This is a genomic window from Pseudoalteromonas sp. CNAT2-18.1 (genome assembly GCF_022347865.1).
GTDB classification, from domain to species: domain Bacteria; phylum Pseudomonadota; class Gammaproteobacteria; order Enterobacterales; family Alteromonadaceae; genus Pseudoalteromonas; species Pseudoalteromonas ruthenica.
The window spans coordinates 13,669-39,483 of the sequence record NZ_JAKRFR010000009.1 but is presented as its reverse complement, the minus strand read 5'-3'; the positions used below and the strand labels follow the sequence as shown (position 1 = coordinate 39,483).

Annotated in this window: 23 protein-coding genes; 14 read left to right on the top strand and 9 right to left on the bottom strand. The window is 48.7% G+C overall.

Annotated elements, in window-relative coordinates; translation table 11 throughout:
• Nucleotides 1–59: 59 nt before the first annotated feature.
• Genes MHM94_RS17460 through MHM94_RS17450 form a run of 3 tightly spaced genes read left to right on the top strand, consistent with a single transcriptional unit; the run spans nt 60 to nt 3,066 of the window.
• Nucleotides 60–953, top strand: coding sequence for an acyltransferase (locus MHM94_RS17460; RefSeq protein WP_268838368.1), 894 nt, complete (start codon nt 60–62; stop codon nt 951–953).
• 2 nt (nt 954–955) lie between these two features.
• Entirely contained in the window at nt 956–1,876 is a 921-nt protein-coding gene (locus tag MHM94_RS17455) for an acyltransferase (protein ID WP_235420073.1), read from the top strand.
• Nucleotides 1,873–3,066, top strand: a complete 1,194-nt coding sequence (locus MHM94_RS17450) for a mechanosensitive ion channel domain-containing protein (protein ID WP_022943920.1) — start codon at nt 1,873–1,875, stop codon at nt 3,064–3,066. Before MHM94_RS17455 ends, MHM94_RS17450 begins: the two co-directional genes overlap by 4 nt.
• 7 nt (nt 3,067–3,073) lie before the next feature.
• Here the strand turns inward: MHM94_RS17450 and chrA are convergent, their stop codons facing one another.
• Nucleotides 3,074–4,213, bottom strand: a complete 1,140-nt coding sequence (gene chrA / locus MHM94_RS17445; protein WP_235420072.1) for a chromate efflux transporter — start codon at nt 4,211–4,213, stop codon at nt 3,074–3,076.
• A gap of 33 nt (nt 4,214–4,246) precedes the next feature.
• Between chrA and MHM94_RS17440 the strand changes: the two genes are divergently transcribed.
• Together MHM94_RS17440 and MHM94_RS17435 are read left to right on the top strand one after the other, a co-directional pair.
• The gene (locus tag MHM94_RS17440) at nt 4,247–5,071 is read left to right on the top strand and encodes a transporter substrate-binding domain-containing protein (RefSeq protein ID WP_082342272.1); all 825 of its coding nucleotides are present in this window, start codon (nt 4,247–4,249) and stop codon (nt 5,069–5,071) included.
• Between the two features lie 83 nt (nt 5,072–5,154).
• Complete coding sequence (locus tag MHM94_RS17435) at nt 5,155–5,787, top strand: OmpA family protein (protein ID WP_235420089.1); 633 nt, start codon at nt 5,155–5,157, stop codon at nt 5,785–5,787.
• Here MHM94_RS17435 and MHM94_RS17430 read toward each other — a convergent pair.
• Nucleotides 5,777–7,564: an ABC transporter transmembrane domain-containing protein gene (locus tag MHM94_RS17430; protein ID WP_235420071.1), complete on the bottom strand. Its 1,788-nt coding sequence runs from the start codon at nt 7,562–7,564 to the stop codon at nt 5,777–5,779. The two genes, MHM94_RS17435 and MHM94_RS17430, sit on opposite strands and share 11 nt — an antisense overlap.
• A 139-nt stretch (nt 7,565–7,703) precedes the next feature.
• Here MHM94_RS17430 and MHM94_RS17425 point away from each other — a divergent pair, with 139 nt between their 5' ends.
• Together MHM94_RS17425 and MHM94_RS17420 are read left to right on the top strand one after the other, a co-directional pair.
• The gene (locus MHM94_RS17425; RefSeq protein WP_235420070.1) at nt 7,704–8,108 is read left to right on the top strand and encodes a DUF3224 domain-containing protein; all 405 of its coding nucleotides are present in this window, start codon (nt 7,704–7,706) and stop codon (nt 8,106–8,108) included.
• Nucleotides 8,101–8,646 (top strand): PH domain-containing protein, encoded by a 546-nt coding sequence (locus MHM94_RS17420; RefSeq protein WP_022943927.1) that lies wholly within the window; start codon nt 8,101–8,103, stop codon nt 8,644–8,646. The genes MHM94_RS17425 and MHM94_RS17420 overlap by 8 nt, the downstream gene beginning before the upstream one ends.
• Here MHM94_RS17420 and MHM94_RS17415 read toward each other — a convergent pair.
• Genes MHM94_RS17415 through MHM94_RS17405 form a run of 3 tightly spaced genes read right to left on the bottom strand, consistent with a single transcriptional unit; the run spans nt 8,643 to nt 11,014 of the window.
• Nucleotides 8,643–10,421, bottom strand: coding sequence for an alkaline phosphatase D family protein (locus MHM94_RS17415; RefSeq protein WP_130145053.1), 1,779 nt, complete (start codon nt 10,419–10,421; stop codon nt 8,643–8,645). The genes MHM94_RS17420 and MHM94_RS17415 overlap by 4 nt on opposite strands.
• A gap of 58 nt (nt 10,422–10,479) precedes the next feature.
• On the bottom strand, nt 10,480–10,824 hold the full coding sequence (locus MHM94_RS17410) for a rhodanese-like domain-containing protein (RefSeq protein ID WP_138510120.1): 345 nt from the start codon (nt 10,822–10,824) through the stop codon (nt 10,480–10,482).
• Nucleotide 10,825: 1 nt separating this feature from the next.
• On the bottom strand, nt 10,826–11,014 hold the full coding sequence (locus tag MHM94_RS17405; RefSeq protein ID WP_022943930.1) for a DUF2892 domain-containing protein: 189 nt from the start codon (nt 11,012–11,014) through the stop codon (nt 10,826–10,828).
• Nucleotides 11,015–11,150: 136 nt separating this feature from the next.
• On the opposite strand from MHM94_RS17405, the gene MHM94_RS17400 reads away from it, so the two are divergent.
• Genes MHM94_RS17400 through MHM94_RS17390 form a run of 3 tightly spaced genes read left to right on the top strand, consistent with a single transcriptional unit; the run spans nt 11,151 to nt 15,765 of the window.
• A complete protein-coding gene (locus MHM94_RS17400) occupies nt 11,151–11,447 on the top strand; it encodes a metalloregulator ArsR/SmtB family transcription factor (RefSeq protein ID WP_022943931.1) in 297 nt (98 codons plus the stop codon).
• Nucleotides 11,448–11,450: 3 nt separating this feature from the next.
• Nucleotides 11,451–14,720, top strand: coding sequence for an efflux RND transporter permease subunit (locus tag MHM94_RS17395; protein ID WP_235420069.1), 3,270 nt, complete (start codon nt 11,451–11,453; stop codon nt 14,718–14,720).
• Nucleotides 14,710–15,765: an efflux RND transporter periplasmic adaptor subunit gene (locus MHM94_RS17390; RefSeq protein ID WP_235420068.1), complete on the top strand. Its 1,056-nt coding sequence runs from the start codon at nt 14,710–14,712 to the stop codon at nt 15,763–15,765. The genes MHM94_RS17395 and MHM94_RS17390 overlap by 11 nt, the downstream gene beginning before the upstream one ends.
• Here the strand turns inward: MHM94_RS17390 and MHM94_RS17385 are convergent.
• Nucleotides 15,760–16,437 carry a nitroreductase family protein gene (locus MHM94_RS17385; RefSeq protein WP_138547912.1) on the bottom strand — a complete coding sequence of 226 codons (678 nt, stop codon included), beginning with the start codon at nt 16,435–16,437 and terminating at the stop codon, nt 15,760–15,762. The two genes, MHM94_RS17390 and MHM94_RS17385, sit on opposite strands and share 6 nt — an antisense overlap.
• Before the next feature lie 162 nt (nt 16,438–16,599).
• Here MHM94_RS17385 and MHM94_RS17380 point away from each other — a divergent pair, with 162 nt between their 5' ends.
• Nucleotides 16,600–17,484, top strand: coding sequence for an ABC transporter ATP-binding protein (locus MHM94_RS17380; protein WP_022943935.1), 885 nt, complete (start codon nt 16,600–16,602; stop codon nt 17,482–17,484).
• 8 nt (nt 17,485–17,492) lie between these two features.
• Complete coding sequence (locus MHM94_RS17375; protein WP_235420067.1) at nt 17,493–21,077, top strand: M1 family aminopeptidase; 3,585 nt, start codon at nt 17,493–17,495, stop codon at nt 21,075–21,077.
• On the opposite strand, the gene MHM94_RS17370 is transcribed toward MHM94_RS17375, so the two are convergent.
• Nucleotides 21,072–21,881 (bottom strand): endonuclease/exonuclease/phosphatase family protein, encoded by an 810-nt coding sequence (locus tag MHM94_RS17370; RefSeq protein WP_235420066.1) that lies wholly within the window; start codon nt 21,879–21,881, stop codon nt 21,072–21,074. The genes MHM94_RS17375 and MHM94_RS17370 overlap by 6 nt on opposite strands.
• 71 nt (nt 21,882–21,952) lie before the next feature.
• Between MHM94_RS17370 and MHM94_RS17365 the strand changes: the two genes are divergently transcribed.
• Together MHM94_RS17365 and MHM94_RS17360 are read left to right on the top strand one after the other, a co-directional pair.
• Entirely contained in the window at nt 21,953–22,840 is an 888-nt protein-coding gene (locus MHM94_RS17365) for an aldo/keto reductase (RefSeq protein WP_235420065.1), read from the top strand.
• The gene (locus tag MHM94_RS17360) at nt 22,788–23,552 is read left to right on the top strand and encodes a transporter substrate-binding domain-containing protein (RefSeq protein ID WP_235420064.1); all 765 of its coding nucleotides are present in this window, start codon (nt 22,788–22,790) and stop codon (nt 23,550–23,552) included. The genes MHM94_RS17365 and MHM94_RS17360 overlap by 53 nt, the downstream gene beginning before the upstream one ends.
• A gap of 47 nt (nt 23,553–23,599) precedes the next feature.
• On the opposite strand, the gene MHM94_RS17355 is transcribed toward MHM94_RS17360, so the two are convergent.
• Complete coding sequence (locus tag MHM94_RS17355) at nt 23,600–24,286, bottom strand: TorF family putative porin (protein WP_082079365.1); 687 nt, start codon at nt 24,284–24,286, stop codon at nt 23,600–23,602.
• Nucleotides 24,287–24,574: 288 nt separating this feature from the next.
• On the bottom strand, nt 24,575–25,732 hold the full coding sequence (locus tag MHM94_RS17350) for a hypothetical protein (RefSeq protein WP_045980287.1): 1,158 nt from the start codon (nt 25,730–25,732) through the stop codon (nt 24,575–24,577).
• Between the last annotated feature and the right edge of the window lie 83 nt (nt 25,733–25,815).

Below are 25,815 nucleotides of genomic sequence, written 5' to 3'. Positions count from 1 at the left end.
TGTCGATAAAAAGCGCTATTATTAGCGCTTGTTTTTTATACCTATATAGGAAAGTCGTTTTGCGCGCTGTAGTAGCTGTAGTTAGGCAAGTTTTAAGTGTTAGTTTGTACACGATTAACACCCTGTTTTGGTTTTTCCCCATTGTGCTTTGCGGGTTACTGAAATTATTGCCAATCAAGCCTTGGCAAAAGTTAATGAGTGCGGCGGCAAAAGCCATGGCAGGGTTATGGGTGGGTGGTAACTCATTGAATCAAAAATTGCTCACTCCCTATAAGATGACAGTGAGTGGCCTTGATAAGCTACGCAAAAAAGATTGGTATCTCGTGATTGCCAACCATCAAAGTTGGGTCGATATTTTGGTGATGCAGCGCATCTTTCGAGGCCGCATACCATTTTTGAATTTCTTTTTGAAAAAAGAGCTACTGTACGTGCCTTTTTTAGGCCTAGCCTGGTGGGCGTTAGATTTTCCCTTTATGAAACGCACCAGCAAGTCGCAATTAAAGAAAAACCCTAAACTGCGTGGTAAAGACATCGAAACCACACGCAAAGCCTGTGAAAAGTTTAAAGAAATGCCGGTGTCTATTGTCAACTTCGTAGAGGGAACGCGCTATACCGAGGACAAGCATCAGCGCCAACGCAGTCCGTTTAAGCATTTACTGAAGCCTAAAGCGGGTGGTGTCGCGTTTGTGCTGCAAGCGATGGGAGAACAGATCAGTAAGATAGTGAATGTGACCATTCATTACCCCGGTGGCATCCCCACATTTTTGGACTTGGCTGCAGGCAAAGTGAAAGAGGTTGCTGTGCATGTTGAGGTACTCCCGCTTGATAAAAAGTTGGTGGGTGACTACAGCAATGACAATGAATTTCGGGTATCTTTTCAGCAGCACCTTAATGATATGTGGCATGAAAAAGACCGTGTATTTGACGATTTAGCAAAGCATAACAGGAGTTAACTATGCTCAAGCGATTTCTACCCAATTGGTTAGCAGGGATTTTAGCTGGCTGTGTGTTGCTAGTGAATACACTGGTGTGGGGAGTAATCGTATTCCTCTTAGGCTTAGTGAAGTTAGTGTTGCCTCTGCATGTAGTAACCGTATTATTACATAGCGCCTACAATGGCTGGCGTGGTGGTAATCGTTTAGGGTTAAAGATCGGCTGTGAGAACTTTGATGTGTCGTTCAACGGTGAAGTGCAAAAAGGCGCTTGGTATTTACTGATATCTAATCACCTTAGCTGGCTTGATATCGTTGTACTTAGTGCGGTGAATGAGCTACCCGCACCGAAGTTCTTCCTCAAAGATGAGTTAAAATATGTGCCACTGATTGGCAGCGGTGCATGGGCTATGGGTATGCCCTTTATGAAGCGTGCGAGCAAAGAGCAAATAGCCAAGAACCCAAAGCTCAAAGGTATGGACGTAGAGCGAACCAAACGCAGTTGCCATAACTTTAAACAGTATCCATCGTGTATCGTTAATTTTGTCGAGGGTTCACGTTTCACTGCCAGTAAACATCAACGCCAAGAGAGTCCATTTCGCCATTTGCTAAAGCCCAAGGCTGGCGGTATCGCCTTTGCACTGCAAGTGCTAGGGGAGCAATTTGACGGTCTCTTAGATGCAACGTTGCACTACCAATCACAGGGCAGCCATATCTGTCGCGATTTTTTAACTGGCCGACTTACTCATATTGAACTCTCAGTAGAGGTGCGAGAAATTGCGCCACAACTAGTGGGGGATTATCAGCAAGACAAAGCCTTTCGCGTTGAGTTTCAAAAACACCTCAATGTTATGTGGCATCAGAAAGATGCGTTGATTGCTCACAATCATGCACCTGTCACTGAGGTGTGTCCTGACGTTGCGAACTCATCAGGTGAACTATGAATGAGAGCCAGTTACAAACCCTGATCGAGCCTTGGTTTGAGGGCATGGAGCAAGCCAGTTTATTCAGTGCGATTACCGCCACAGGTTTGGGGATGCTGGCTATTCTGTTGCTGTATTTTTTCCTGCGCAGCTTGATGTTGCCAGGTGTACAGTCGCTGGCCGCCAAGTTATCACCAGAGCGCATTACTATGCTGGCGCCGTTGCTACAAAAGCTGAATCGTCGCGTCGCCGGTATTATTTGCTGTGTGGTGTTTTTAGCCTTTTTCCAGAACGTTTTTCCAAGCACCGAGCTGGTTGGTGGCGTTGTACGGACCTTAGCGCAAATAGCGCTTATTGTGTATGGCGGCTTTATCGTCAGTAGTGTCGTCAGTGTTGGTGGTGCTATCTATAATCAGTTTGAGTTTGCCCGAGAAGTCCCGATTCAAGGTCTTATCCAGCTGGTAAAGCTGGTGACTTTTATAATCTGCGCCATCTTAATCTTCTCATTACTGCTGGAGAAGTCTCCCACCTATATTATCTCTGGTTTTGGTGCTATTGCAGCGGTCACTATGCTGGTGTTTAAAGACACGATCTTGGGCTTCGTTGCCAGTATTCAAATTGCCGCTAATCGCTTGGTTACTTACGGAGATTGGATTCAGGTTGATAACTACGGCGCTGACGGTGAAGTGATCGATCTTGGCCTGAACACCGTTAAAGTGCGCAATTGGGATAACACTATCACCACCATTCCAACTTATATGCTGGTGGCCGGCTCATTTAAGAATTGGCGCGGTATGCAAGAGTCTGGTGGTCGCCGGATAAAGCGCTCGCTGAATATCGATATGAACAGTATTCGCCTCGCCGACGAGGCATTGCAGCAACGTATCAGCGACAGCATTAATATTGATGATTATGTCAAAGCCAGTAACTTGCCGGAGCAGGTCACTAACCTCGGGTTATTTCGCCGCTATGCCGAAGGCTACTTGAAGCAGCATGAGCGCATCAACAATGAGCTGACCTTAATGGTGCGCGAGATGCAGCCACTAAACCACGGCCTGCCTATTGAATTTTACTGCTTTAGTGCCGATAAACGCTGGATCTCTTATGAGCACTTGCAGGCTGAGATTATGGATCATTTGCTCGCGATGCTGCCTGTGTTCGAATTACGCCCATATCAGAGTATTACTGGGCAAATGAGTAGCCCTAACTAATCGGTGATTAGGGCAACTTTGCCAGCAGTAGCCCTAGCGCTGCAAAACTGGCGATTACCATAAGTATTGGCGGCTTATACTGGCGCAACACCCACAGCCCGATAATGGCAACAAGACCATACCACCATTGGCTTACGCCTGCGGGGATGATCGGGTTGTATAAAGCGGCAGCAATAAAGCCCACCACTGCAGCATTAATGGCTTTGCTTACCCCAGCAACGAGTGGGTTGCTCAATAACGACTGCCAGTGGCGATGAAAGCCGATAACCAACAAAAAACCAGGCGTAAAAATGGCTAAGGTGGCTAAGGTAGCACCTAGCAAAGGCGCGTGCGGTGTCATGATAGCACCAAGGTACGTAGCAAAGGTAAACATCGGCCCAGGAATGGCCTGGGCGGCTGCATAGCCGGATAAAAATGCATCGCTGTCAACATCCGTTAGAATAGTGTCTAACAGCGGTAACACCACATGGCCGCCGCCAAATACCAAAGATCCCGCTTGATAAAACTGTCCAGCCAGTTGCCAATAGCCAGAAGCAGCGCTAAAGGTAAGTAAAAACAGCACTGAAAAGAGCAGTAAAGCCGGCCAGTTAAGTCGTGTAGGCGACTCGGACTCGGCGCACTCCATCGGTTTTAATAACCAAGCACCGGTTACGCCAGCTACGGCTAAAATGGCCAGTTGCGTGTAAAGGGAAGGAACAAAAATAAGTGCCAAGGCACTGAGCAATGCTAACGCTTTTGTTTGCCAGTTAGGGCAAAAGCTTTTAGTCATCGTTATCAGTGCATCAGTAACAATGACGACTGCGAAAAGTTTTAGGCCAATGATCAACCCAGACAGCCCCCAGCCTAATTGCTGCGCGCCAACAGCCAATAACACCATAATCAACATAGAGGGCAAGGTGAAGCCAACAAAAGCAACGATGCCACCAAGCACGCCCGCATGGTGTAAGCCAATTGCGAAGCCTACCTGCGAACTGCCGGGACCTGGTAATAGCTGGCTGAGCGAGATCAAGTGCCCGTACTGCTGCTGTGATAACCATTGCTTGTTTTCAACGAAGTGGCGTTGAAAGTAACCTAAATGTGCTGCTGGGCCACCAAAGCTAGTGCAGCCGAGGAGGAAAAACTGGTAAAATAACGATAAAAGTTTCATCGCTAAACTATACTTCGATTAGTTGTCATTAATATGACAGTACAGGCACAGCGGTGTTGGTTGCAAGGGGCACAGGTGGTAGTAAGAGCACGCGTCTTTTTTTTGCTGATAGTTACGTTGGTATATTCGCTTTGTGCCAGTGCTCGCACGGTTGTTAGTGTGGCCGTCGATCATGCGCCGCCGTATAGCAATACCGAATCGAGCGCACCTAAAGGGCTGATTATTGATATCCTGCGCCCGATAGCACAAGAGCTAAACTTCGATATCAACGTAATTGCATGCCCGTTTTCTCGCTGTGTTTACTTACTCACTCATAATGAAGTCGATATAATGGGCGGGCTAATACGCACCCCAGCCCGTGAACAACAACTGCAGTTTGTCACGCCAGCTTACATGGCATTGCACTCATCATTTAGCTTCTATTCGCTAAAGACACCCAGCTTTAATATCGAGCACTACAACGACTTGTATGGGAAACGTATTGCGGTGATGCGCGGAGCGGCGCACTTTGCGCGCTTTGACAATGATGAAAAGCTGATAAAAGTACCAGTGACGTCAGAGCAAATCGCTTTAGATATGTTACTTAAAGACCGCGTAGACCTGTTTATTGGCGTTGAAGCGACGGCAGAACATGCCATGGGCGTACTGCAACGTCCGGCACATCAACTTATGAAGCACCCATATAGGTACCAAGACGCCATTTATGGTCATATGGCGTTTGCATCGCGTTTTGCTGGCAGCACACTGGCTGAGAAAATTAATCAGCAGTACCAGAAAATGCTTAACAGTGGCGAGTTAAGTGCGTTGGTCAAACCTTATGCGCTACCTCCAGTGATGCCTCAAAACGGAATTAATTAGCACGGTTTTAACCTCTAGTTCATTAATCTTTGCTAGTATCACCCGCATACTCAACTATTTAGGAATTCACAATGGTTAAACGTATGACTCGTTTTTCTACAGTGGCTACAGCAGTAGCGGTAACAGTGGTGTTGTCAGGTTGCCAAGCAACCAATACGCAAAAAGGTGCAGGTATCGGTGCCGGCATTGGCGCCGTACTAGGTAAAGCGACGGGCGATCATGACGACAAGCGTATTTTTATCGGCGCCGCCATTGGCGCCTTAGCGGGTGCTGCGGTGGGTGACTACATGGATAAGCAGGAGCAGGCTTTTCGAGATGAATTAGCGGGCTCGGGCGTGGAAGTGGTACGCGAGGGCGATAACATCCGTTTAGTGATGCCTTCAAATATTACCTTTGCCACCGATCAATCTTATATCTCTAGTGGTTTCCACCGTACTTTAGACGCAATTGCCAGTGTTATGAACAAGTACGAGAAAACCTACCTGAGCGTTCAAGGTCATACCGACAGCACCGGCGCCAGTGATTATAACCAACGTTTATCTGAGCAGCGTGCTCAGAGCGTTAAAAATTACTTGGTGAACAAGCAAATTTTAGCGGCGCGTGTGAGCACTCAAGGCTTTGGCGAAAGTCGCCCTGTTGCGGATAATTCCACGTCTAACGGTCGCGCCTTGAACCGTCGTGTAGAAATCCAAATCGTGCCTAACGTTAAGAACTAGATAACTGCGAAGGCTGATTAAATTGCAACTCGCATAGGCGCTGATACAGCGCCGATTGTTGCAATAATGTCGGGTGGTCACCAACGGCCACCACTTTACCTTGGTCCATGACCACGATGCGATCCGCATGCATCACCGTACTTAAACGATGGGCAATAATTAGCGTTGTGCGGGATTGCATGAGTCGGGTCAGCGCGGCTTGCACATGAAACTCACTTTCGGCGTCTAAAGCGCTGGTCGCTTCGTCTAAAAGTAAAATATTAGGGTCTTTTAAAATCGCACGAGCAATGGCAATGCGCTGTTTTTGCCCTCCCGATAGGCGCACCCCCCGCTCCCCTAAAAAGCTACTGTAGCCATCAGGTAAGTCGTTTATAAATTCATGTGCATAGGCTTGTTTCGCGGCAGCGATAACTTGGGCTTGTGTGGCGTCTTCGCGCGCATATGCGATATTGTGGTAAACATCGGCGCTAAACAGCACAGGATGCTGGGCCACCATGGCCATTTCGTCACGAAGCGCGTGTAAAGACAAAGTGCTAAGTTCTTTGTTGTGCAACTTAATTTGGCCACTGCTCACGTCATAGAAACGCTGTAACAACTCAAACAAGGTGCTTTTCCCCGCCCCCGAAGGGCCGACAATTGCAATGGTCTCGCCAGCGTTAATGGTTAGGTTAAATCCATCAAGGGCGGGTTTATCTGGTCGCGAGGGGTAGCAAAAACTCACCTCATTAAAAGCTAAGATGGCCGTTTCGCTTTGCTTGTTGCCAAAGCGGGCCGGATTCGTTGGGTCGATTATATCGCTGCGTACTTGCAGTAGTTCTACTAGGCGCTTAGCGGCCCCTGCTGCGCGTTGCAGTTCGCCATATATTTCCGCCACTGTGCCTACCGACATCGCCACCACCACAGCATAAAAAACAAAGGCTGCCAGCTCACCGCCTGTCATAGCGCCATTGAGAACATCCACGCCGCCGCTGTAGAGCATAAAACTGATCCCCGAGAAGGTGATAAAAATCACGAGGGCTATCAGGATGGCGCGCTGAAGTATTCGTCGTTTGGCGACTGAGAAAGCTTTATCTACCTCACCATTAAAAGCGTTTTGCTCCATCGCTTGGCGGTTAAAACTGTGAACAGTTTTGATGTTTTGCATGACCTCGCCAGCATAGGTGCTGATATCAGCGATAGCGTCTTGGGAGCTACTTGCTAACGTGCGTACGCGGCGGCCGAATAACTTCATAGGTAAGAGCACCAGCGGTACACACAGTAGTACGATCAACGTCAGCTTCACATTAGTGATAAACAACATAATGATGCCGCCGACGAGCATCAACGCACTGCGCAGTGCCATGGATAAAGACGAGCCGACGATGCTTTGCAGTAAGGTGGTATCGGTGGTTAGGCGCGACATAATTTCGCCGCTGCGATTCTCTTCAAAGTAACTTGGGTGCAGGGAGACAATACGCGCGAACACCGCCTTGCGAATATCGTTACTAACGCGCTCACCTAGCCACGACATCATGTAAAAGCGGCAGAAAATTCCCACCGCCATGATCGCGATTAGGGCAATAAGCACCATCACAGATTGTCGTAGCTGAGTAATTGAACCAGCAATAAAGCCGTCATCAATCACTTGCTTGAGCCCCTGTCCCAACGAGAGGTTAATACCTGCGGTCAGTAGTAGCGCTGCGAGGGCGGCGATAACCACCCACTTATAAGGCCACACAAATTTAAAAATAGGGCAGAGGTAGCGCAAAGCGCTTTTTTCGTTACCGGCTGTGTTCATATGCGTACTTTGCTGCGGATTAAGTGCTCAGTGTATCAAACCTGTGCACTGGCGCCATGGTTGCTATGATACCAATGTTGCGTTGTTGGTGGTTTTTCTATACAACTAGAGTACAAGGACTAACCAACAGGAAGCCACCATGCAAGCAACAGGAACTTTTACCGTTAAATTAAACCCGCAACAAAGTTATGCCACTGGGGTAGACGGTATTGATTTAGGAAGAATGTCGATAGATAAAACCTTTAGTGGTGAGCTCCACGGTATTAGTCAGGGTGAAATGCTCAGTGCCCGAACGCCAGTGCAAGGCTCCGCTGGTTATGTCGCCTTAGAGCAGGTCACTGGGACACTGGCTGACAAAAAAGGCAGCTTCGTACTCCAGCACTTCGGTACCATGAACCAAGGCAAAGATACATTGTTCCTTGAGGTGGTGCCGGATTCAGGTAGCGGCGAATTGCGAGGCTTGAGCGGGAAAATGACCATCAATATGGACAATGGCGCTCACCATTACGTATTTGACTACCAGCTAGGTAGTACTAATGAGTAGTGAAACGATTTTACACAGCGCGCAATTTAACCCCAAAGTGAAACAATACTGGTTGGTCTTGTGGTTATTGGTTGCCACTGTGACCTTGTTTGGTATTGTTTTTATCCCCGTTATTGCCATTGTTGTGTGGCTCGTATCAGGGCGTATGTTGGCGGCCATGTCGGCAACCTTGAGTGAAAAAAAGCTGTTTGTTAAACGCGGTATTTTGGTGCGCACTGAAAAAACCATTCCCCTTGATAAAATTACCGATGTGGGGTTAACGCAAGGGCCATTGATGCGACTGTTTGGTATTCATCAATTGAGCTTTGAAACAGCGGGCCAGTCGGGTACCGGTGCGTTAGTGTCACTCATCGGAGTGGTGGATGCACAGCAGTTCCGTGAGGCCATTTTGGCACAAAAAGAGCGTTTAGCTGAGCACCAACAAACACAATCAGAGTCTATGTCACAACCTAGCGACCAAGCGCTGTTGGCACGCTTGGTCGAAGTTGTAGAACGGATTGATACGCGACTCAAGCATCTCGAGCAGCGTTCAGATTAACTTATCAGCTGACGACTACCGGCATTCACCGATAACTGCTTTGAACGTGTTGAAAGCACTTGGTAATTGCTGTCTTTTACCGTGTTGATGTAATGCCACTGCGCCTGTGCCTGCTCGGCGGTGAACGTCACCGTAAGATAACCCCGATCCACTAAGTTATTGTAGGTAAGGTCGTCAATCAGCAAGGTGATGACCTGCTCTATTTGTGCTACTGCCTGCGGATCCTGAGTGTTCAGGGATAAATAACTTTCAAGTCCAGGGGAAGAAACCGAAGCGGTGGCAAATTCAACGCCAGCCGCTTGGTTAGCAGCAATGGGATTAGTGGCGTCGGTTCGCAATTGACCTGCCCAACCATTATGGGTATCGCCAGCAAGTACAACTAAATCCTTTTGCGCAGCTACGGCGCTGGCGAGCAACATCTCGCGCTCATAAGCGTAACCGTCCCAGGCATCAAGGTTGTAGGGTACTTTGGTTTCTACCCGGGCGCGCTCGTTGGCACTGACAGTGGGATCCCCAGCTAGTATGCGTGTTTTTATTTGCGCCAACTCAGCGAACAATGCATTGGCTTGGGTGAGCAGGGCGCTTGTATCTTCGCCACTAGCCAAGGCTACTTGCAGGCTCCCGAGCAGCTGTAATACTTCCACCGGCATATGCATCTTCGTCATCAGTACCTGCTGTGCGAGTACTTGCCATTGGCAGTCAGAGGTCATAATGCCATCTTGTAGCCAAGTTAATTGCTCGCTACCTAAAAGAGCCCGTGATGAGGAGCTAATAGCACTGGCAAACTGCGCTTGTCCTGGGGCGCTAGCAAGATCAAAATCAGCAAAGCTAAGTTGCTCATCGCGGGCCAGTACGCGGGTATCCAGCATGTACAAAGACACTAGGTTAGCAAAATCAAAACGACGATAAATACGCTCTTTGTCGGCCACATTACGTATGGGCATCCATTCGAAGTAAGCTTGTAAGGCATAAAGCTTACGTTGAGTGAAATCCCCTTCGTCCTCACTATGATTTTGGGCACCATCACGCCAGGTATCATTGGTTATTTCATGGTCGTCCCACACCACAATAAATGGACAATGGCTGTGCGCTGCTTGCAGGTCGGTATCTGTGCGGTAGTGTGCATAACGTTTACGGTAATCTTCAAGCGATAACATTTCTGTGCTGTTATCTTGCGGTAGTAGGCGCCCAAGGGCCGCTGCATCGGCAGTGGCATAACCGTCATTACCGTACTCATAGAGGTAATCGCCAAGGTGTAATACCGCGTCTAAGTCGGGTTGTTTGGCAACCTCGCCATATACATGAAAATAGCCAGCAGGGTAATTTGCGCATGAAAGCACGGCGAACTTAACTTGCTCGATATTGCCTGTTGGCAGCGTTTTCCCCTTACCTGTAGGAGAGGTTTTGCCATATGCCTTGAAGCGGTAATAGTACTGAGTATTCGCATCGAGACCTTGTAAGTCCACTTTCAGTGTAAAATCACTGTCGGCACTTACCTGCGCCTCGCCATCATGGCTGATGTTGATAAATTCGGGATCGGTCGCCGCCTGCCATTGCACTTTGAGGCTGCTAACTGGCTGTTGCGGTGTTACTCGAGTCCAAATAATGAGGGCATCGCTGAGTGGGTCGCCGCTGGCGACACCGTGATCAAAGCTCACATCGACGCTATCGTCATCGTCACTATCGAATACACAGCCACTGAGGCCGAGCGATAAAACGGCAGCACCAAACCCGGCTGCCGATGCCTTTAAAAAACTTCTCCGCGTTAACGTCATTACTCTGTACCCATTAACCTAAAAATACAGAGCATATCGGAGTCATGTTACTGTTAGGTTAAAACACCTGACAAATATGATCGGCCTTACAGGTTATGACGGTGACATTTTTGTAGCCAACGCGCGTGAGCTGCTCGGCACTTAGTGTCGCCCGCGCACTGCTGGCACAGTGTAAGTAGATAGGGCGGTTGGCGTCTTTTTCAATTTCCATCAGCTTCATTTCCAGTAGCCCCCGAGGAATATTAATAGCGCCAGTGGCGGCTTTGGTTGCATGCTCGGCGGGTTCGCGTACATCAATCAATAAGCCATGATTATCACTTAGCTCCGCTTTCGCTTGCTCGGCGCTAATGCGGCGTTGATTAGGGGTGATGGTTTTTAGTAAATCTGGGATTGGGGTCAGCATATTATTCCTCCATGCCTAGCTTTTTTAATATATACATCATAGGACACCAACCGCTAAATGCTGATTGGATAAGATTAAGGGCAATAAATACAGTAAAAAATAGCCAGTTAGAGTCGACGAAATGCGCCAGCAGTAAGGATATCAGGACCATAACGCCAGCAATCAGTCGCAGCGCAGCAGATATATTCATAGCAATACACCTTGTTAGAGATGAGAGACTATATTCAGTATATTAGTAAAATCTAAATTAGCAACAATTAATATTAGACAAGGCTAATATTCCTTTCTATACTTCTGCCATTCTCAGTTCACAACAAGAGCGACACGTGGATTTCAGTAAAATAGCCGACAGCGCTGAGCAGGCACAAAGCCTGCTGAAGATTCTGGCAAATAAAAACCGTCTAATGATCCTATGCAGTTTGCAGCAGGGTGAACTCAGCGTATCCCAGCTCAATGATGCAGTGCCGTTAAGTCAGTCGGCATTATCACAGCACCTCGCTGTATTGCGTAACGAAAACATGGTGACCACGCGGCGTGAGAGTCAGACCATTTACTACCAGTTGTGTGATGATAACGCTAAGGCCATTTTGCAGACTTTATACACGCTATTTTGTCAGGAGTAGGCTGTGAACGCCTTGGATAAAACAGTAAAAGCGAGTTTGAACGGCCCTTTTGCGTTGGTGGTTTTCATTGTGGCCTTGGTGCTTGGTGCCTTAGCCTTAAGCTATACCCCGCGTGAGGAAGAGCCACAGATCACCGTGCCTATGCTTGATATCACGGTGGCCGTGCCCGGAATTGAGGCGCCACAAGTCGAACGGCTGGTGACCATCAAACTAGAGAAGCTGCTGGCGCAAATTCCAGGGGTTGAACACATCTATTCCACCACGGCTAATGAGCAATTAGTGACCACACTGCGTTTCGAGGTAGGTCATTCCCGCGAGCAAGCTTTGATAGACACTTATGCAAAATTATATGCCTATCAAGACACCATGCCTCAGGTGGTTAAGCAGTGGCAGATTAAGCCCATATCGGTCGATGATGTGGCCATTGTGATGTTGGGCTTATATAGCGAGGCACCGCAGCTCTATAACGATTATGACCTCACCCGCATGGCGCAGGAGTTAGCCACCAATTTACAACGCTTGGCGGATACGAGCGAGGTAAAGGTGGTCGCTGGGCGTAAACGCAGCGCCTATGTTTATCTCGATATCAGCGCGCTCAATGCCCATCAAACCACGGTACAAGATGTTCTCTATGCGCTGGAGGTATCAAATCAGTTGCATGAAGTGGGTCGAGTCAACGATGCTCAAGGCCCATGGCGGGTGCATGTTCAAGCCGGTGATGCATTACGTGATCAAGCGCAGCTCAGTGAGTTAGTGGTTAATGTTGTCAATGGTCAGGCAGTGCGCTTAGATAGCGTCGCCGAGATCACCGTTGGCCCCAGTGAGCCCAGTCATTACCAGTGGTTACAGCACGGCGATCACCAGCAACTGCCCTTAGTGACCTTAAGCGTGGCAAAGCAAGGGGGTAGTAATGCGGTAGCGGTTGCCGATGCGGTGCATCGAGAAATGGCGCGGTTGCAACAACAGCTGTTGCCGCCAGAAGTCAAAGTGGTGACGCTACGCGACTATGGCCAAACAGCGAATGACAAAGTCAATAACCTCGGCGCCAGCCTGGCTTTTGCCATTATTACCGTGGTGCTCTTTATTGGCGTGTTTCTAGGGTGGCGTCCAGCGATCGTGATTGCCTTGGCCTTGCCTATTTGCTATGGCCTCACCCTCACCTTAGATTGGGCATTTGGTTACACCATTAACCGCGTCACCTTGTTCGCGCTCATTTTAGCCTTGGGGCTATTAGTCGATGACCCAATCACCGGCATAGACAATATCAGTCGCTACCTTAATCGCTCTGGTGATCGAAAAGATAACATCGTCGCTGCCATCAGCGAAATTCGCACGCCGCTGTTGATGTCAACATTGACCATTATGGTGGCCTTCTTTCCACTTGCCTTTATTACCGGAATGATGGGTCCCTATATGGCGCCCATGGCGTTTAACGTGCCAATCAGTGTCGCGCTATCGACGCTGGTGGCATTTTTCGTAACGCCATGGCTAGCTATGCGTATCCTCAAGCCAGAGCAAGGTCTGGCGCTCAGGGAGCCAAGCAAAGCGATGCAGAAATACACGCAATTGCTGGGTTATATCCTTAGCCAACCACGCAGAGCCAAATGGGTTCTGTATACGGTTTTAGCGTTATTTGTATTCAGTGCCAGCTTACCAGTGATGCGTGCCGTACCGCTGAAGTTACTGCCCTATGATAATAAAAGTGAGGTGCAGGTGCTCATTGACATGCCCGAAGGGACGGCATTGGAGCATACAGCGGCGGTAACCCGGCAGGTTCAGCACAAGGTGTGGCAGCTCAAAGAGGTCAAGGCCATTGCCGCGTACGTCGGCCAGCCTTCGAGTATGGACTTTAATGGTATGGTGCGAGGTTATTACCGCCGCGTTGGCGAGCATCAGGGGGAGTTACGGGTATTACTACACGATAAATCGCAACGCCAGCATCAGTCCCATGCCGTGGTGTTACGGCTGCGTGATAAGCTGGCCGAATTTAATCAAGATGGGATCACTATTAAATTGATTGAGGTGCCGCCCGGACCTCCGGTGCTGAGCACTTTGGTCGCCGAGGTCTATGCCAAACCGTTTATTGATGCGCAACAGCATCGTGAGGCCGCACGCCAAGTGATGGCGCGGCTGCGCCAAGAGCCCCATGTTGTTGAAGTTGACAGCTCCATGGCCGCCGCGCAAACACAGCTGCGCTTTGTTACCAACACTAGCAAAGCGGCACTGTCGGCGGTAGCCAGCGCCGATATCGCTACGGCGCTAAGGGTGGCATTAAAAGGTCAGCAGGTCGGTCAACTTTATGTTGATGATGAAATCAACCCGCTGCCTATCGAGGTGACGCTGCCATATCGCCACCGTACGCAAACACATGTTGGCGCCCTGCAGGTGAAAGGTCAGCGCAATATTAGCCAAAGTAGCTCGGAGCTTGGTTTATCTAGCGCTCCTCAGCCTATGGTGGCGCTGTCCGAGTTGGGCGAGTTTTACTCATTAGCGCGACCCCAGCCCATTGTGCGCAAAGACTTACAACGGGTTATCTATGTCATGGCTGAACTCAATGGCCGTACCCCGGCGGAAGTGATTGCCGATGTCAGTGCCGATAAGGACGTGGCAGAATTACAAAGCACCCCTTGGCAGCAGCGTACTTTTGTTGATTCGGGTGGCACTCAAGCATGGCACCTTGGCGAGGGGATTGATGTATCTTTTAGCGGCGAAGGGGAGTGGCGCATCACCATTGATGTGTTTCGCGATATGGGCATTGCCTTTGCCTTTGCCTTGGCGGCCATTTTAGTGTTGTTGCGGGTGCAAACAAAATCCATGAGCTTGGCATTAATTATTATGTCGGCCATTCCGCTTACCATTATTGGGATTATGCCCGGCTTTTGGTTACTGAATCAATTGGGTGAGCGCGCTATTGCCGGCGCGCCGGAGCCGGTGTTATTTACCGCCACGGCGATGATTGGCATGATTGCCCTGGCCGGTATCGTCATACGTAATTCACTGATCCTCGTGGAGTTTATTGAACAATCACGACGCCAAGGTGAAGCCATTAAAACGGCGCTTATTAACGCTGTGCAGGTACGTATGCGACCAGTGCTGTTAACCGCTGGGACCACCCTGCTGGGCAATATAATGATCATTTTTGATCCCGTCTTTAGCGGTCTCGCAATCGCGATTATTTTCGGCATTCTCGCCTCAACCCTATTCACTTTGCTGGTCGTGCCTTTGGTGTATTACCTGGTCTTTGCAAAAGAGGAAGCAAACAATGCGAACTAAGTTAACAGCGGCGCTCGTCATAGCTATTTTAGCCGCCGTAATAGTGTGGTTTTCTGGAGTGCTTACTCAGCATATTGCGCCAGGAGTTAAAACCGATGAACAATCATACCGAGGCGCCACCCATCAGGTTGAGCTTAGTGCCATAAATGTGGCAGAAGTGGTGCCAGGGCAGGTTATTGCCAAGCAAAATACCCAAGTTTCAGCACGGGTATTAGCACAGATTGAGCGCTTTTTAGTGCGTGCAGGCGACACCGTAAAGCAAGGACAAGTGGTGATTGAGCTTGATAAACAGGCGCTACAAAGCCAAGTGCAGCAAGCCCAAGCGCAAGTAAATGCGTTGCAAGCGTCATTGACGCAGGCCAGTAAACAGCTTCGCCGTGCTAATGAGCTATTTGCAAAGGGGTTGATTTCGCAAAACGATATTGATGTAGCTACCGCCAACCATGACAACCTCAAAGCCAGTGTTGAGCAGGCCCAACAAGCGTTGCAACAAGCGCAGATTGCCTTACAGTACGCCACCATTAAAGCACCTATTGCTGGGCGCGTGGTCGAGCGTTTTGCTGAGCCGGGCGATACTGCCAGCCCAGGGCAGGCGCTACTGGCCATTTACAACCCGCAGCAACTACAGCTTGAGTTTGCGGTGCGTGAAGGCCAGGCATTAACCTTGGATATTGGCACACAGCGACGAGTTTCAATCGCCGCGTTAGCGCTACACGCAGACGTGCCGTTGGTGGAGGTGGTCCCCGCAGCGGACAGTGGTTCGCGCTCACTGTTGATGCGCTTTGCGGCGCCACAAAGTGCGAAGCTGCTGCCAGGCTTGTATGCGCAGCTGGAGCTGCCAGCGTCTTCACGCCAAGGAGTGCTGGTGGCCCGCGAGTGGGTGCACCAACATGGTCAGCTGGACATGGTCATGGTGGTAAAGCAAGGACAATTGCAGCGCCGTTATGTTCGTTTGGGGCAAATTGTGGATGATCAGGTCGAGGTGCTTTCAGGGCTGAGCCCCGGTGAGATAATAGCCACCGAAGCGCAGCCCGCAGCGCTATAAAAATGTTGCTATCTCAGTCAGCGATTTTTTCTGTAAAGCGTGGTTAGGCACCGTGGCATCGTCACTTGGGTAGCCAACCACGATAAGCATATAGGGACGTTCATTGTCCTTGTTACGGCCGCAAATTTCGCTCAGGAAGCTCATCGGCTTGGGAGTGTGCGTGAGGGTGGCTAGCCCGGCGCGATGTAAGCCTTGAATTAAAAAGCCTGTGGCGAGCCCAACAGACTCGTGAACATAATAATTGGGTTGCTGCTCATCGGTGTGTAAACCGCCTTTTTTCTGGCTAAATACCGCGATTAACCAAGGCGCATGTTGTAAATATGGCTTTTGCGCATCGGTGCCCAAAGGTTTGAGTGCATCTAGCCATTGCTGCCCAGCCCGGCCCTCATAAAACGAGCGCTCTAACTGCTCTGCTTGCTCGCGAATTTGCTTTTTTACGGCTTCGGAATTGATAGCGACAAAGTGCCAGGGTTGGTGGTTAGCTCCACTCGGCGCTGTGCCTGCCGCCTGAATGCAGGTTTCGATAATGCGCTTATCAACCGCACGGTCGCTAAAACTACGAATACTGTGGCGACGTTTGGCTGTGTCTAAAAACTCCTGCGCACGCGTCAGCATTTGCGCGGCAGGGTACTCAATAAAGTCGGTTAACGGAGTATGTTGGTGGGGCTGCATAGTGTACTCGCTCAATGGTGTTGGTGAATTTAGCCTAGGTCCGAATGGTATTTCTGTCTACATCATATTTACTTACATATTAACGTCGCGTTCATCTTTGTACCCGCTTTGCCCTGTGGTATAACCCTAGGCACTAATAATAAATATAAAAAGGAATACCCCGTGCTTTCGATTCAAGGCCTTACCAAAACATATGGCAATGGCGTGCAAGCGCTCAAAGGAGTGAATTTAACAATCCCTAAAGGCATGTTTGGGCTCCTTGGGCCGAATGGTGCCGGAAAATCATCATTGATGCGCACCATTGCAACCTTACAAACAGCGGATAGCGGCACCATCGAATTTGATGGACTGGATGTATTTAAACAGCCGCAGGAAGTGCGCCGCCGCCTGGGTTATCTGCCACAAGATTTTGGCGTCTATCCCCGAGTTAGTGCAGCAGATTTGCTAGATCATATGGCGATATTAAAAGGTTTAGACAACGCCAAAGAGCGTAAAGAAGTGGTCGATGGCCTACTTGCGCACACCAATTTGTATGAGCATAAACTGAAAGCAGTGAGTGGTTTTTCAGGAGGCATGCGCCAACGCTTTGGCATTGCTCAAGCGCTGCTTGGCGACCCTGACCTACTGATAGTCGATGAGCCGACTGCGGGCTTAGACCCTGAAGAGCGGAATCGCTTTCACAATCTATTAGTTAGTTTGGGTGAGCAAAAAGTGGTGATCTTATCAACTCACATTGTTGATGATGTCAGTGAGTTATGCCCTAACATGGCGGTGCTAGCGGGTGGCGAAATTCTCCTGCAAGGCAACCCTATCGATTTGACCCATCAGCTTAATGGCCAGATTTGGCGAAAAGAAGTGGCCAATCAACAGCAGGCGTTAGAGCTTGAGCAGCATCTACCGGTGATTTCTAAACGCTTGTTTGCTGGCAATACTATTTTACATGTATTTGCCGATGCGCCGCCGGAAGGATTTGAGGCCGTGCCCAGTAACTTAGAAGACGTGTATTTCTCGACTTTATACCAGCAACGTGCAGCGGCACAGGCGTAGGAGGGCATATGTTACTTAAAATGCTCACCTTTGAGCTGCGCTATTTTTTGCGCCAGCCATCTTTTTACGTTTGTAGTTTATTGTTTTTCCTACTTTCGTTTGCCATGACCATGAGCGATAACCTCCCGTTGTGGGGTTCTAACGTGCATCTCAACGGCCCGTTTGTGAATGCGTTTGTGCAAGTTGTGGCGTTGAATTTCGTGCTTTTTGCGGTGGTGAACTTTGTCGCTTCATCCAGCTTACGCAACGATACTGAAAACATGCTAGAGCTGGTGTACACCAAGCCCTTTAATAAGCAGGCTTACACCTTGGGTCACTTTTTAGGCTCTTTTGTGGTGACTGCGGTGGTAATGCTGTTTGTACCTTTAGGTGTGTTTGCGGGGAGCGCTTTTGGCGTCATGCTTGGTTGGTCGCCAGCCGAGCTGCTGGGCGAGCAGCATTTATCTCACTACCTGCAGCCTTATCTGGTTCTCGCTTTGCCCACCTTGTTTGTGATTGCGGTGTTTTGTCATGTAGCGGCGCTGCGTTTTCGTACCATGATGGCTGTATATATTGCCGCCGTGATTCTATTTCTCACTTATTCGACTCTTTCGGTGTATTTTGAAGAGCCGTCGGTACGGGTATGGGCGGCATTATTAGACCCCTTTGGTTATGGTGCATTTGCAGATGTAACGCGTTATTGGACCACGGTTGAGAAGAATGAACTGTTATTACCTTTTTCCAGCTACCTGCTGTATAACCGCGTGCTATGGCTCGCTGTCGCAGGAGTCGTGTTTGCGCTGCTAGGACTCAAAAGTGGTTATCAAAGCCAAGGTAAAGATAAAAAGCGCCCAGGTGTATCGCAATCAATGCGTAAGCGCGCGCAACAAGCATTAGCCAACAATATCTCGGTGCGAGTACAGAGCATTAATACCCGCAGTCAGTTTATGATGCGCACCCGTTTTGAGTTTGCTCAGGTATTAATGAGCCCAGCGTTTTTGATTTTAGCGACCATCACGCTGTTTATGCTGATTGCTCCGCTACTCGCACCAGGGGTCAGCTATGGCGTATCCAACTGGCCGCTGACACAAACTATGGTTCCGCTTATTCAAGGGGCCATGGGCGTGTTGATGGTCATTGTGTTGGTGTACTACTCTGCTGAAGTGGTATGGCGCGAACGCAACTCAAAGTTTGGCGATATTATCGATTCTTACCCAGCACATAACTTAGTGTTTTGGGGCTCGAAGTTAACCGCTGTGACCGCTGTATTAGTGATGTTATATGTAGTGGGGATGGCGCTCACTATTAGTTATCAGCTGATCAAAGGCCACTTTAATATCGAACTGGGTCAATACTTATTCCGCTTGGGTTACTTAACCTTAGTGCCTTTATTTATGACCACAGTGTTGGCCTTCTTCTTCCAAGTGATCAGCCCCAATAAATATGTGGGCATGGTACTGTTTATTGTCTATTACGCCGTAAGCTTGATCCTTAACAACTATGGCTTTAGTCATAACATGTATGACTTTGCCGGCTCCCCAGCCGCGCCTTATTCTGATTTGAATACTTACGGTCACTTTCTTAATGCAGTGCATTGGTACAATGTGTATTGGTTAGGTATGACCTTAGCTTTGGCAGCATTAGGCTACGGCTTATGGCACCGAGGTCCGCAACAAAGCCTATTGGCGCGTATACGACTGCTCAGTTATAACTTAGGCAGTAAAGGACAAGTATTGGCAGCCTGTGGGTTGGTGATGTTTGTCGCCAGTGGCGCGTGGATATACCATAACACGCGAGTACTGAACGAATTTCACACCAAAGATGATATTCAAGCTCTGCAGGTGCAATACGAAAAGCAATTGGGCCAATATAAAGAAGCGCCTGTGCCTATGTTAACTAAGGTGGATATTGCCGCTGATATCTATCCGCAGCGCCGACGTATTGAAGCACAAGCCGATATCACGTTCACCAACCCAACTGAGCAAGTGATTGAACGTTTCTTGGTGAGTAAACCGCAGTACAGTGAACAATGGCAGGTGCAACTAGAAGGCGGTGCCTTAGGTGAAAAGATTGATGACTTAAACACTTGGTGGTTTGAGTTCGAAAAACCTTTGCAGCCAGGGGAGGTGCGTCAAGGCACTTTAACTGTGGTACGTGCCCACCAAGGCTTTAAAGATAGCGGCTTTGATACCAGCTTGGTTGAAAATGGCACCTTTATTAATAACGCGGAACTATTACCGGTATTTGGCTATCGCCTTGATTACCAGTTATGGGATCGTAACGAGCGTCGCAAGCGTGATTTACCCGAGCTTGAGCGTGCCAATGACCTCGAGGATAGTCGCTATTATGGGCAAAATTTCTTTGGTGCCAACGTCGGTTTTATTGATTTCAGCGCCACGCTGAGCACTGATATTGACCAATTTGCTATCGCCCCAGGTTATTTGCAAAGTGAACAAGTAGATGAAGAACGCGGACGCCGGACTTATCGCTATGAGATGGATGCGCCTATGGTGGACTTCTACAATATTATGTCGGCCCGCTTAGAGGTGAAGAAAGAGCGTTACAAAGGCATCAATATTGAAGTTTATTATCATCGTGACCACCCGTGGAATGTCGATACGATGATCCAGTCTACTAAGGACTCGATCGATTATTTCACCAAAGAGTTTGGTCCTTACCAGCATAAACAGCTACGAATCCTCGAGTTCCCAGGTTACCGTGGCTTTGCGCAGAGCTTCGCAAACACCGTTCCTTATTCTGAACGTATTGGCTTCATCACCGATTTGCGAGACCCCGATGATATTAACCTGCCTTATTATGTAACCGCTCACGAGGTTGCGCACCAGTGGTGGGGGCATCAAGTTGGTGCCGCCAATGTGCAGGGGTCGGCGGTCATATCTGAAACCTTATCTCAGTACAGTGCACTGCAAGTGATGGCGGAAAAATATGGCGAGCAGAAGCTGCGTAAGTTCCTCAAATATGAGTTAGATCGCTATTTACAGGGCCGCACTATGGAAAGTTATCGCGAGATGCCGTTATATCGCTCTGAAAATCAGCAATATTTGCACTATCGTAAAGGCTCGGTGGTGATGATGGCGGTTGCTGATAGGTTAGGCGATAAGCGCACCAACACGGCATTGCGGCACTTTTTACAGGAGTTTAAGTACCAAACGAACCCTTACCCCACAACTCTTGACCTGTTGCGTCACCTCAAAGCGCAAGCGAATGAGCAAGAACAGGCCTTTATTGATGATCAGTTTAAACGCATCACTTTGTATGAGCTAGCGCTAGAAGATGTAGTCGTGAGTGAAACAAATGAGCAAAGCGGTAAGTTTAAAGTGACCTTGAGCATTGATGCCAAAAAAGTATATGCCAATGGTGAGGGGGTCGAGACAGAAGAGCCCATGCAGCAGCTGGTGGATATCGGCTTGTTCCACTTTGACCCTGAACAGTTAAGTGCCAACGATTCAGTGATTTACTTACAAAAGCATGAGCTGGTCTCAGGCGCCAATACACTAGAGCTGTACGTTGATGAGCGGCCAAGTTTTGCAGGTGTCGACCCACTCATTAAATTAGTCGATCGTGATAGCGCTAATAACGTGAAAAAGCTATAAACTTAACGATACCAATATCGGGTTATGATCTGAGCTCTCGCGTGCCAACGCTTGAGCTCTTTTTATTTTTACCCCTCGGGTCCACACTTGATCCAGAGCGTAGCCAAAAAAACGCGTGCGCTGGTCAGGGGATAAGGTCACCGGTGCTAACTGCAAAGGAGTTAATAGCTGCTGTACTAATTGTTGACGGGAGTGGCTCCAGGTATTGAAATCGCCAGCAAAAATAACAGGCCCGTTATGCTGAGCAATGAGCAGGGTTAAGGTTTTTAGTTGGCGTTGATAGTCTTCGGTGCCCCAGGTAAAGTTGATACCGTGGAGGTTCACCACAAGTAAACTGCCCCCCTGCGCTAGCGCATAACGGCTTATACTTGATGCCTTCGGTGTTCGCAGCCAGGGTTCGCGTTGGTAAAAGCGACAATAGAGCTGCGGCTGAAAATCACTGAGCAATAAGGTACCGGTTTGTTTTGACCACCCTCGGAAGCCGGGGGAAAAGCGTGCATAAGGCTTGATAGCAAAGAGTTGTTGGTCGCGAAACGCCTCCTGTAAAAGCACAAATTCAACGCCCTGAGACAGCGCTCTTAAATCCGGTAGCAGCTGTTCATGTTGTGCTTTATAAATATTCCAACTGAGGACTTCAATACGCTGTGGTAGGACGTCAGTGTGCGTGATGATTGGTTTTCTGAGTTGCTGCGCGCATTGCCGTGGCGTTGAGACAATGCCCTGGATGTCTTCACTGGCAGCTGGTAACACCCACTGTTGCCAAAGTAGAAATGCGCTGTAAAACACCAAATATAAACTGATCACGACAATGATGTACCTTGAAGGGCTGCCAATGGGCTGTGCTATAGTGGCAAAAAAATATCAGGTTGCAAAGTATGGCACACAGAACAATTTCGCCTTTAGTGTTAGGGTTTTGGCGCATGCTCGATTGGCAGCGCAGCGCCCAACAAAACCTCGCGTTTGTAGAACAATGTATTGAGCAGGGCATTGTCGATACAGATCATGCTGACATTTATGGTCAATATCGCTGTGAAGCGGCGTTCGGAGAGTTATTAAAGCTCAAACCCAGCGTACGTGAACAAATTCGTATCATCACCAAGTGCGGCATTGCGCTGCAGCAGGGTAAGCGCGCTGTGCCCGGGCATGTTAATCACTATAACTCCAGCCGTGAGCATATTATTGCCAGTGCTGAAAAGTCACTGCAGCATTTTCACACCGATCGTTTAGATTGCTTGCTGATCCACCGCCCAGACTACTTAATGCAGGCAGATGAAGTGGCTGAAGCATTCAATACCTTGAGAGCGCGTGGTGATGTATTGCACTTCGGCGTTTCTAACTTTACCACCAGTCAGTTTGAGTTATTGCAGTCGCGGTTGGATTTCCCGTTGCAAACCAATCAAATTGAGTTCTCTCCCTATCAGATGAGTGCGTTAGATGAGGGTACTTTAGATCAGTGTCAACGTTGGCGCATAAACCCGATGTGTTGGTCGCCGCTGGCGGGTGGCGAGATATTTACGAGTATGACTGAAAAGGCGCAAAGATTACGGCAAACACTAGAGCAAATCGCACAGGAAATCGGGGCAAGCGGCCTAGATCAAGTGGTATATGCGTGGTTGTTGAAGCACCCAAGCAAGCCTGCTGTGGTGTTAGGTACGGGGAATATTGAGCGTATTCGCAGTGCAATTGGCGCTCAGCTGCTAGAATTAAGCCATGAGCAATGGTATCGAATATGGCAGGCATCTAAAGGCCATGCAGTACCTTAAATATCACATCTGGGTGTGGCTAATTGCAATGAGTCTTAGCTTTAGCCTTGTTGCGCAGCCCCAGCTACAGCTTTATACCGAGCACTGGCCGCCCTACAACTACCTTAATGAGCAGGGTCAGGTGGTTGGCCGGGCAACGCAAGCTGTGCGTGGGGCTTTAGAAGCCGCCAATATTGATGCTGATATTCACCTTACTACTTGGGCGCGAGCCTATAATTTAGCTAAAACTCGCGCTAACCACGGTATATTCGCAATTTATAAAACCGCACAGCGGCACCAGTTGTTTCACTGGTTTTGTCCCATCAGTGCGCCCACTCCTATGTTTATCTACAAGCGCAGTGATGATCAGCGCATAAAAGTGCATTCATTGGCTGATGTTAAGCAGTATACGCTCGCAGTGAGTCGAGATGGCTGGACTCATCAGCATTTGCGGCAACAGGGGTTTAGTGATGAGCGGCACTTAGATGTGGCGGCTAGTATTGAGGTCAGCATGACTAAATTTCTAGCTGGAAGGTTAGATTTAATTTTAAATACAGAAGCTGCGATGACCTTAGCGTTGCGCCAAAGGGAGTTATCGGCCAATACAGTAATTAAGGTGTGGGAGTTACAGCAAAGTCAACGAACGCCATTATGCTTGGCAGTGAATAAACACTCTGATCCTCAATTAGTGCAAGCTCTGAAGCAGGTTTTTGATGAGAAAAATAAAAGATAAAGGGCCTGACGGCCCCTGGTTTGCAGCAACAATAAGTCGGTAAATACCTACAAATCAAAGTCCATACTGTAGGACACGTAGGCTTTTAAATCGTCATCGGCATCAAGATCAGTTTGCAACAGGCCAAGTGTGAACCCGGCTTTACTGATGCTAACGCCATAATCTAAGTAACTATCATCTTCACCATACCACTCCCGAACGGTGTCACCACTTGAGTGGCCTAGGTGGAATGCGAGCTCGGTGTCGGTGAAAACTGGAAAGCTGGCATTGAGCTCTAAATAAAGCATATCTTCTTCACTGGTTGCATCGTCTTCGGCATTAAGTAGGTAGCTCGCTCCTGCGCTCAGCCATTGCCAGCTTAGTGAACCATAAACCTCACCAAAGCCAATGTCGTCAGCGGCATCAGGGTAGGCATAATAGATATAGCCAACGTCATAACCGATTTCTCCCGCTGTGCCGCCAAACCCAGCGTACAAATCCATTTCATAACTAGTACTTGCGGCTTCGCCGAAATCAATATTGGATAGCCAAGTTCCCATATAGAAGCCACTGTCCGTAGCATAATCTAAGCCGCCCGATACTGCGGCTTGATCATCACTTTGTGTGATCCCTCGCCAATAATAGTTTGAACTAGCCGCCACATTCGCAGTTAGACTGTTCTTAGCATGGCCTGTCATAGGCAACAGGGCGAGACAGAGTAGCCCCGAGACTTGCCAGCGTGTTGTTTTTATCATTGTTTCATTCCCGTTTTCGCGCTGTGTTGGCATAAACAGGGCAAAGGCCATGCCAGAGTATGAAATAAATTAATAATTAAATATTTTTCAACAGCTTGGTATTGATTTTTGGAAATAGCCAGATTTCACAAAGTGATCTGTTGCACGACCCTGGTGCATATTTTATGCGGATGCACCGAGATAATTCACACCATCGTGACTCGTTATGCGCTGGTACTGTTGCTGCAAACCAGGGGGAGGAGCTTGATAAGCTGGAGCGCCGAGCGGCGCTCTGTATGGGATGAGGGGTTAACCGAAAATGGTGCGCATCAAGGTGAGGGTATCATTGATGCTGCGGCCTTTCTCAACTTCGGCGATGATAGAGTCGCGCTTGGCGCGAATATGCTCTGGGATATCATCTTCGGCTAAAGCTCTATCTACCAGCGTTGCTGCAGACTCTTTGCTGCGCCTAGGTGCTTTGCTGGAAGATGAACGCTTCGGCTTATGGAGCAGCTTGTAGTAGTTTGATTGCTGCGCACTATCCTCGGCGAAATAGAAAAATAAGCATGGTAAGAGTGCTTTGTTGGCACACAAGCGTTGCTCTAGGTCATTGTCGCCGCTGGCCATAGTGTACCAGGGTAGGCGAGTTATAGTGCATACCAGCTCCTGCCAATATCGTTCGAAGTCGCGGTTACTCAATTTGGCAACACCTAGCGCAGCGCACAAAGTATCTAATTTAGCTTGGCTGGCAGGAGTGAATACATCGGGTCGGCGCATGGCTAACAGGCGCGTTGCCGGAGCAAGTGTAGGCTTTTCATCGGCATCGATGAAGATGCTTTGATAGGCTGTAACAAAGGCACTGTAATGCTCGCGCGTTACCTCTCCTTGTAGTGGAATGTGCGCCAAAGCCTGATCAAAAAGAGCTGGGAAATCAGCCAGCAATTGGTGAAATGCTTTATTGCTTCTCGTTGCAGCAAAGAGCTCGACATCAAAGCGGTAGACTGCTGGGTCATGGCTGTTGAGGTGTTTACCCGCGACTACAAGGCGGTCCTCTTTACTGAGTTCAGCTAACGACTGTTCCCGTAACCTGTCGATGTAGTCACATAAGGCTAAGTGTTCATCTAATAAAACGCGTGATTGCTGCTGTTGCAGGTATTCACATAGCACTGGCCAGGGAGTAATACGCAAGGCCTTCAGTTGCAAAAAGCTAATGGCTTCAGTAAGCAGTGTGTGTAGCTTCTTTACGCAAGGGAGCTGCTGAGGCTCTAGTAACTCGTAGTTTAGGCGGTTATTGAGTGCGTCAAGTAACTCATAACACCAACCTAAGAACTCGTCTGGGTGGTTTTCAACCTTCACCGCCATTAGATTTAGGCTGATATCGGTCGCCTGTTTTAAAATATTTTGATAAATCTGACTTTCTTGTTCACCCAGCGCCATTTTTGATGGGGATATAAGCAACTTCTTCATGCTTGGTACTACAACTCCACTTGATACAACACAGCCCACTTTGAGCGGGGCTGTGCATCATACTGACATTGTGTGTTGATGCA

Bases quoted from the DNA above. Each gene is read 5' to 3' on its own strand.
- MHM94_RS17390 (WP_235420068.1), top strand. From the start codon at position 14,710: ATGCGAACTAAGTTAACAGCGGCGCTCGTCATAGCTATTTTAGCCGCC.
- MHM94_RS17405 (WP_022943930.1), bottom strand. From the start codon at position 11,014: ATGAATATATCTGCTGCGCTGCGACTGATTGCTGGCGTTATGGTCCTG.
- MHM94_RS17385 (WP_138547912.1), bottom strand. From the start codon at position 16,437: ATGCAGCCCCACCAACATACTCCGTTAACCGACTTTATTGAGTACCCT.
- MHM94_RS17410 (WP_138510120.1), bottom strand. From the start codon at position 10,824: ATGCTGACCCCAATCCCAGATTTACTAAAAACCATCACCCCTAATCAA.
- MHM94_RS17435 (WP_235420089.1), top strand. From the start codon at position 5,155: ATGACTCGTTTTTCTACAGTGGCTACAGCAGTAGCGGTAACAGTGGTG.
- MHM94_RS17425 (WP_235420070.1), top strand. From the start codon at position 7,704: ATGCAAGCAACAGGAACTTTTACCGTTAAATTAAACCCGCAACAAAGT.
- MHM94_RS17455 (WP_235420073.1), top strand. From the start codon at position 956: ATGCTCAAGCGATTTCTACCCAATTGGTTAGCAGGGATTTTAGCTGGC.
- MHM94_RS17355 (WP_082079365.1), bottom strand. From the start codon at position 24,286: ATGATAAAAACAACACGCTGGCAAGTCTCGGGGCTACTCTGTCTCGCC.
- MHM94_RS17430 (WP_235420071.1), bottom strand. From the start codon at position 7,564: ATGAACACAGCCGGTAACGAAAAAAGCGCTTTGCGCTACCTCTGCCCT.
- MHM94_RS17365 (WP_235420065.1), top strand. From the start codon at position 21,953: ATGGCACACAGAACAATTTCGCCTTTAGTGTTAGGGTTTTGGCGCATG.
- MHM94_RS17420 (WP_022943927.1), top strand. From the start codon at position 8,101: ATGAGTAGTGAAACGATTTTACACAGCGCGCAATTTAACCCCAAAGTG.
- MHM94_RS17375 (WP_235420067.1), top strand. From the start codon at position 17,493: ATGTTACTTAAAATGCTCACCTTTGAGCTGCGCTATTTTTTGCGCCAG.
- MHM94_RS17440 (WP_082342272.1), top strand. From the start codon at position 4,247: ATGACAGTACAGGCACAGCGGTGTTGGTTGCAAGGGGCACAGGTGGTA.
- MHM94_RS17415 (WP_130145053.1), bottom strand. From the start codon at position 10,421: ATGACGTTAACGCGGAGAAGTTTTTTAAAGGCATCGGCAGCCGGGTTT.
- chrA (WP_235420072.1), bottom strand. From the start codon at position 4,213: ATGAAACTTTTATCGTTATTTTACCAGTTTTTCCTCCTCGGCTGCACT.
- MHM94_RS17350 (WP_045980287.1), bottom strand. From the start codon at position 25,732: ATGAAGAAGTTGCTTATATCCCCATCAAAAATGGCGCTGGGTGAACAA.
- MHM94_RS17450 (WP_022943920.1), top strand. From the start codon at position 1,873: ATGAATGAGAGCCAGTTACAAACCCTGATCGAGCCTTGGTTTGAGGGC.
- MHM94_RS17360 (WP_235420064.1), top strand. From the start codon at position 22,788: ATGAGCAATGGTATCGAATATGGCAGGCATCTAAAGGCCATGCAGTAC.